Genomic DNA, 7529 nt, shown 5'->3' on the forward strand with positions numbered 1-7529 from the left:
CGCCGTAGCGCGATCCGGGGCTTTCAGGCAATTGCCGGGCTCGCGAGACAGCGCTACCTTAGTGCCTCGATTTTCGTTTGGCAAGCCAGCCGATGCCCTCCCCGAAGAAGAACGACAAGCACTCCCGCGCCAGCGGCCGCCCCACCCTGAACGAAGTGGCGCAGCGCGCCGGCGTCAGCCCCATCACCGCCTCCCGCGCCCTGCGCGGCGTCAGCAGCGTCGCCGAGGCGCTGGTGCTGAAGGTGCGCGAGGCCGCCGCCGAGCTGGGCTACGTGGCCAACCCCGCGGCGCGGGCGCTGGCCTCGGCGCAGAGCCACAGCGTGGTGGTGCTGGTGCCGTCGCTGTCCAACCAGCTGTTCGTCGACACCCTCGAAGCCATCCACGGCGTGCTGCGGCCCCAGGGCCTGGAGGTGCTGATCGGCAACTTCCACTACTCGCGCGACGAGGAGGAAGACCTGATCCGCAACTACCTGGCCTACCAGCCGCGCGGCCTGCTGCTCACCGGCTTCGAGCGCACCGAGAGCGCCCGACGGATGGTCGAGGCCAGCGGCGTGCCCTGCGTCTACATGATGGACCTGGACCACAGCCCCGGCCTGCACTGCGTGGGCTTCTCGCAGATCGCCGCCGGCATGGCCGCCGCCGAGCACCTGCTGGCCGGCGGCCGCAAGCGCCTGGCCTATGTCGGCGCGCAGCTGGACCAGCGCACCCTGCTGCGTGGCGAGGGCTTCCGCCGCGCCCTGCAGAAGGCCGGCTGCTACGACCCGGCGCTGGAGCTGCTGACCCCGCGGCCGTCCTCGGTGGGCCTGGGCGGCGAGCTGTTCCGCCAGCTGCTGGCCGCGCAGCCGGACGTCGAGGGCATCTTCTTCGGCAACGACGACCTGGCCCAGGGCGCCCTGCTGGAGGCGCTGCGCCAGGGCATCGAAGTGCCGGAGCAGATCGCCGTGGTCGGCTTCAACGACCTGCCCAGCTCGGCCTACATGGTGCCGCGCCTGTCCAGCATCCGTACCCCGCGCGAGGCCATCGGCCGGCGTGCCGCCGAGACCCTGCTGGCGCTGATCGCCGGGCGGCCGATCGCCGAGCCGGTGCAGGACCTGGGCTTCGAGCTGATGGTGCGCGAGAGCAGCTGACGAGGGTATTTCTGCCGATCTCGCGGCGTCCGCGGCCGCCGCGCTTCGTTTTCCGGGCCCGGCGGTCGCCTTGCTCCGTGGCCGGCCGGCCGGCCGGGCGCATCGCAGAGCGCCTCGCCCATCGTTCGACGGCCGGTACTGGGGAATACCGCCGGTCTGCCGATAAGCATCGGGTACCCGGCCGATGGTTGATTGGATGGTGGCTAGATGCCATAACCGGGTTCGATACTCCCGCTGCAGTCACAGACGGATCTACATGACCAGCAACTTCGATGTCTTCACCCACGCCCGGGGAGGCTCGCGCCGACAGCGCATCGGCGTGCTCTTCTATGCCGGCGTGCTGCTGGTGCTCACCCTGCTGGTCGGGCTGAGCGGCTGGAGCGTGTACCGCGACTACCGCAGCAGCACCGACCAGGTGCGGCAGAACCTGTCCGCCCTGGCCCGTTCCCTGGAGGGCTACATCAGCGCGCTGCTGCTGCAGAGCTACGGCAGCATCTACGCGGTGTCGGAGGACCTGCAGGGCCTGGCCGAGGTCGCCGATGCCCGGCAGGTGCGCGCGAAGCTGGCGCAGGCGATGCGCTACGACCCGGTGTCGGCCTACCTGTTCGTCCTGCGCGACGGCCACCTCTACGCCGTGGACGGCCACGGCCAGCCGGCCGAGGAACACCTGCGCCCGCTGCTCGCCCTGGGCGACCTGCCGGCCAGCGAGCGCCCGGCCTTCGGCCACACGCTGCGCGGCCCCAATGGCGGCTTCCTGTTGCCGATGTACGTCGGCCAGCGCGGCGCCGACGGCCGCACCCAGCGCGTCGGCGCGCTGATCGACACCGCCCGCGTCGGCGACCTGCTGCGCCGCCTGGGCCTGGCCGAGCAGATGAACGCCGGCATGATCGACAACTTCGGCACCGTGCTCTACCGCACCCCCGACGCCCTGAACATGATCGGCCGGCGCCTGCCGGAGTGGTCGCCGCTGTTCCCGCGCCTGGGCCGCCCGGACTTCGCCCTGGTCGAGGGCCTGGGCATCACCGGCGAGCCGTCGCTGTTCGCCGACGCGCCCTCGGCGAGCTTCCCGATCCACGCCGTGGTCGGCCAGGCCTCGGCCAGCTACCTGCTGCCCTGGCTCAAGCGCGCCGGCTTCAGCGCGGTGCTGCTGGCCATCTGCGCCCTGGCCCTGGGCCTGTCGGCCTGGCAGCTGCGCCGGTTGATCGGCGAGATCAGCCAGAACGGCCGCTTCTATCGCCAGCTGTTCACCAACATCAACGACGGCGTGCTGCTGATCGGCGTGGACGGCCGGGTGCGCGCCGCCAACGAGTGCGCCGCGCGCATGTTCGGCGTCGACACGCCGGACCGCCTGGTCGGCCTGCTGCCCTCGGAACTGTCGCCGGAGCGCCAGCCGGACGGGCGCCTGTCGCTGGTCGCCAGCCGCGCCAACCTCGAGGGCCTGCTCAGCGGCGAGCTGCACGAGGTGGACAGCGAGTGGCAGTTCCTGCGCCGCGACACCTACCTGCCGTTCGACTGCGAGGCGCACGCCACGCGCTTCAGCTGGCAGCAGAACACCCTGTTGCTGCTGGTGCTGCACGACATCACCGAACGCAAGCGCTACCTCGCCGAGCAGGAGTACCTGGCCAACCACGACTCGCTCACCGGCCTGCCCAACCGCTACTGGCTCGGCCGCCACATCGAGCAGCGCATCGCCCGCGGCGACGGGCGCTTCGGCATCCTGCTGCTGGACATGAACCGCTTCAAGGAGGTCAACGACACCCTCGGCCACCAGCACGGCGACAGCGTCCTGCAGCAGGTCGGCGCGCGCCTGGGCGCCTGGCTGCGGACCCAGGAGGCGGAGATCGCCCGCCTGGGCGGCGACGAGATGGCGGTGGTCAGCTGCGCCCTGGACGACGAGGGCGGCGTGCCGGGGTTGTGCCAGGGCATCGCGCGCATCCTGCGCCAGCCGCTGTCCGCCGGCGGCATCCAGCTGGAGCTGTCGGCCAGCATCGGCGTGGCCCTCTACCCCGACCACGGCGACACCCCCGGCGACCTGCTGCGCTGCGCCGACATCGCCATGTACCAGGCCAAGCACGGCCGCCGCGACTTCCTCCTGTACCAGCGCTGCGACGACACCTACACCCCCGAGCGCCTGGCCCTGCACACCTGGCTGGGGCGGGCGATCCGCGAGGGCGGGCTGCAGCTGCACTACCAGCCCAAGGTGCGCCTGGCCGACGGCCAGGTGGTCGGCTTCGAGGCCCTGCTGCGCTGGCAGCACCCCGAGCGCGGCATGATCCCGCCCGGCGAATTCATCCCCATGGCCGAGTCCACCGAGCTGATCCACCCGCTCACCCGCTGGGTGCTGGACGAGGCCCTGCGCCAGCTGCGGGCCTGGAGCGAGCACGGCCTGGAAACCTGCATGGCGGTGAACATCAGCGCCAACAACCTGCGCAACCCGCACTTCGTCAGCGAGCTGCAGGGCCTGCTGGCGCGCCACGGCATCGCCGGCTCCATGGTCGAGCTGGAAGTCACCGAAGGCACCCTGCTGGAAGACCCGGAGCTGGCCCTGCGCAGCCTGCAGGCGATCCGCGACCTGGGGGTGACGCTGTCGATCGACGACTTCGGCACCGGCTACTCGTCCCTGGCCTACCTCAAGCGCCTGCCGGTGCAGGTGCTGAAGATCGACCGCACCTTCGTCTCCGGCATGGCCGACAACTTCTCCGACGCCATGATCGTGCAGTCGACCATCGCCCTGGGCCACAACTTCGGCATGCAGGTGGTGGCCGAGGGCGTCGAGGACGCTGCCACGGCCGCCGCCCTGGCGCGGCTGGGCTGCGACATCGCCCAGGGCTACCACTTCGGCCGCCCGATGGGCGCCGCCCAGGTGATGGACTGGCGCCTGCGGCGGCAACTGGAAGTCTTCGGCCTGGGTTGAGACCGGTCCTCGGTCCTTGCCTCGATGCAGTAGTGCGCTACCACTATTACATTTTTGTTAAAAGACCTTTGCCTATATCCGGATTCAAATAGCCCTTCGATCCGGCATCATGTCCCCACTCCGCCAGGGGAATAGAGCGGGGCGCGGAAGTACTTCCACTACAGAAACATACATTCGCTCGGCCATGACTGTTACGCATGGCTGAACATTTGTTCCTGCCTACAAGAAAAGCTGGCCATCACGCTTACCACTGGCCGGCACTCCAAGACTCAAGGGGCAACTCCATGAAGCACCTCAAACGCAGCATGCTCGTGCTCGCCGTTTCCACCGCCGCCATGCAACTGGCCCATGCCGAACCCTTCGTCAGCGACCAGGCCGACGCCAAGGGCTTCCTCGAGGACAGCCACCTCGACCTGCTGTTGCGCAACTTCTACTACGACCATGACGGCAAGAACGGCTACAGCGACCAGCGCGACTGGACCCAGGGCATCTTCGCCACCTACAGCTCCGGCTACACCCAGGGCACCGTCGGCTTCGGCGTCGACGCCTACGGCTACCTGGGCATCAAGCTCGACGGTGGCTCCGGCACCGCCGGCACCGGCAACCTGCCGGTGGACCGCCACGGCAACCCGGAAGACGACTACGGCAAGGCCGGCGGCGCGCTGAAGGTGCGCGTCTCCAAAACCGAGCTGAAATTCGGCGACATGCAGCCCACCGCCCCGGTCTTCGCCGCCGGCGGCACCCGCCTGATGCCGCAGACCGCCAAGGGCTTCGCCCTGATGAGCAGCGAGCTGCAGGGCCTGGACCTGGAAGCCGGCCACTACACCGCCGCCACCGGCCCGGTGACCACCAGCCACACCGGCGGCATCTGGGCCACCTACGCCAACGTCGAGGCCGACAGCGCCGACTTCGTCGGCGGCCGCTACGCCATCACCCCGGACCTGAGCGTGTCGCTCTACGCCGCCGAGCTGGAAGACATCTGGCGCCAGTACTACGGCAACGCCAACTACACCCTGGCGCTGGGCGGCGACCAGTCGCTGGGCTTCGACTTCAACATCTACCGCACCAACGACTACGGCCAGGCCAAGGCCGGCCGCATCGACAACACCGCCTGGTCGTTCGCCACCGCCTACTCCTTCCTCCAGGCGCACACCCTGACCCTGGCCTTCCAGAAGGTGCAGGGCGACACCCCGTTCGACTACGTGGGCTTCGGCGACAACGGCGCCGGCGGCGCCGGCGACTCCATCTTCCTGGCCAACTCGGTGCAGTACTCCGACTTCAACGGCCCGGGCGAGCGCAGCTGGCAGGCGCGCTACGACCTGGCGATGGACACCTACGGCGTACCCGGCCTGAGCTTCATGGCCCGCTACATCAACGGCACCAACATCGACGGCGAGCACATGGCCAGCGACAGCCCGTACCGCGACTACGGCTACGGCAGCGACGGCAGCCACCACGAGACCGACGTGGAAGCCAAGTACGTGGTCCAGTCCGGCCCGGCCAAGGACCTGTCCTTGCGCCTGCGCCAGGCCTTCCACCGCGGCAACGCCGACCAGGCCGAGGCCGACAACAACGAACTGCGGCTGATCGTCGACTACCCGCTGTCGATCCTCTGACGCGCCCGGTCTTCGGGAGGTTGCGCGAGCAATCGCAGCAGCTTCCCGAAAGTTCCCCGCAGATTGTTACGTATTCGCAGAAGGTGTTTCCCCTCCCAGGGAATTTATCCGACACCGCCCTGTCCGTTAACGTAGCGGACATCCGATTCGGCAGCCGCCCGGCGGCTCTCCCGGATCCTGCTCCTGACGTTGATTTAAATCGTGATTGCTCAATTCAACGTCCTTCCAGCCGCTCCGCCAGGAGCGGTTTTTTTTGCCCGAGAAGAACACCGTCCCGCTCCTGCACCACGTCATCCCCGTAGGGCGCATAACGCCTACGGCGTTATCCGCCACCATTCCCGGACACCGGCATCCCGGCCGACGGCGGATAACCGCGAACGGTTATTCGCCCTACGCCACCCCGGACACGCATCTCCTGCGGGCTTGGCCCCCTTACATCCGAAATCCCGGCCGGCTCGCTGCTTATTTGATCGCGGTCAATTGCGACTCATTTGCACCGAACTAGCTTGAGCCATGAGGGTCGGCCAATTCGAAACGCCATCGAATTGTCGATCAGCCCCTTCCGAATCGTTCGAGAGCGATCTCCGACTGTCTTCGGGAATTTTCGAGCCGCCTTTGAGGGAGGTATCGGGATGGTCGGGTTCGAAACGCTCCTCGCGCTTCTGCCGAAGGTCCGCGTGGTTCACCACATTCCCGGCCGCATACGCCTGAAGCTGGTGGACCTGGAATTGCCTTCCAGCCCCCGCCTGCCGGCGCGCGGCGTGCTGCACAAGGCCTCGGAAATCGCCGCCCGCGCGCCCGGCGTGCGCTCGCTGCGGCTCAACCCGCTGGCGCGCTCCTGCGCCGTGGAATACGACCCGCTGGTCATCCCCGAGCAGGCCTGGGCCGATCTCCTGGCCGGCCAGCGCTCGCCCGCGGCGCGCATCCTGGAAGGCATCCTGCTCGACAGCTACCGGGAGATCGTCGATGCGCAACTATGACGAGCCGATCCTGCGCGGGCGCCAACTGCAGCCCGCCGCGCCCTTCCCGCTGCTGCACCAGGCGGTGCGCATCGCCCTGTACGACGAATACGCCGCGCGCAGTTTCTACGCCCGGGTGGTGGAGGCCTTCGGCGAGCGGCCGCCGTTTCCCGACGTGCTGCGGGACCAGGAGCGGCACATCCAGGCGCTGTCGGCCCTGGCCGCGCGCTTCGGCATCCCCCGGCCGCTGGACCCCTTCCCGGCGGAGACCGCCATCGAGCCGACCTGGCTGGCCAACTGTATGCGCGCGGTGATGGGCGAGAGCGCCAACGTCCGCCTCTACGACTACCTGCTGGCCCACGTGCGCCAGCCCGAGGTGCGCCGGGTGTTCCTCGACCTGCAGGCCACCGCCTCCGCCAACCACCTGGCGGCGTTCCGCGAGGCGGCCATCGACGCCTTCGACCAGGAGCGCTACCACGCCGGCAAGGGCGTTCCGCCACAGGAGGCCTACGCCAGCCATGGCCCGATTTCCGATTTCACCGAATACCTGATTGCCCACCTCAGCGGCCAGGGTGGCCTGCTGGGCCTGGCCGGGCCGCTGCTGCGGCGGGTCAACCCGGTGTTGCTAGCCGGCGTGGCCGTCGGCGGTGGCGGGGTCTACCTGTGGAAACACAAGCGCGCACGTCCTGCACGCCCTGCACATCCTGAAGAGGAGAACTGACCATGCAGCCACTGATTTCCTTTGCGGCCGGGGTAGTGGCCGGGGCCGTCGCCCTGCGCCTGATCCGCCGTGGCAAGGCGACGAAAGCCGCCGAAGAGCCACCGGCAGCCGAACCTGCGCCGGCGCCCGTCGTGGTGCCCAAGGCAGCGCGCCGGCCTGCCGCGAACAAGGCCGCCGCGGCGAAGAAAACCC

General features: G+C 69.0%; 5 protein-coding genes and 1 pseudogene. All 6 read left to right on the forward strand.

Features of this window, described 5'->3' with window-relative positions:
• Nucleotides 1-92: 92 nt before the first annotated feature.
• Complete coding sequence (locus DK254_RS09100) at nucleotides 93-1127, forward strand: LacI family DNA-binding transcriptional regulator (protein ID WP_109933520.1); 1035 nt, start codon at nucleotides 93-95, stop codon at nucleotides 1125-1127.
• A 256-nt stretch (nucleotides 1128-1383) separates the two neighbouring features.
• On the forward strand, nucleotides 1384-4041 hold the full coding sequence (locus tag DK254_RS09105; RefSeq protein ID WP_158546414.1) for an EAL domain-containing protein: 2658 nt from the start codon (nucleotides 1384-1386) through the stop codon (nucleotides 4039-4041).
• 284 nt (nucleotides 4042-4325) lie between these two features.
• Nucleotides 4326-5657, forward strand: a complete 1332-nt coding sequence (locus DK254_RS09110; protein WP_109933522.1) for an OprD family porin — start codon at nucleotides 4326-4328, stop codon at nucleotides 5655-5657.
• A 677-nt stretch (nucleotides 5658-6334) separates the two neighbouring features.
• A complete protein-coding gene (locus DK254_RS09115; protein ID WP_256595837.1) occupies nucleotides 6335-6637 on the forward strand; it encodes a hypothetical protein in 303 nt (100 codons plus the stop codon).
• Nucleotides 6624-7337, forward strand: coding sequence for a ferritin (locus DK254_RS09120; RefSeq protein WP_109933524.1), 714 nt, complete (start codon nucleotides 6624-6626; stop codon nucleotides 7335-7337). Before DK254_RS09115 ends, DK254_RS09120 begins: the two co-directional genes overlap by 14 nt.
• A 2-nt stretch (nucleotides 7338-7339) precedes the next feature.
• Nucleotides 7340-7529, forward strand: a pseudogene (locus tag DK254_RS09125) (AlgP family protein); the annotation flags it as partial.

The sequence above is a fragment of the Pseudomonas sp. RW407 genome, from assembly GCF_003176655.1.
GTDB classification, from domain to species: Bacteria; Pseudomonadota; Gammaproteobacteria; order Pseudomonadales; family Pseudomonadaceae; genus Pseudomonas; species Pseudomonas delhiensis.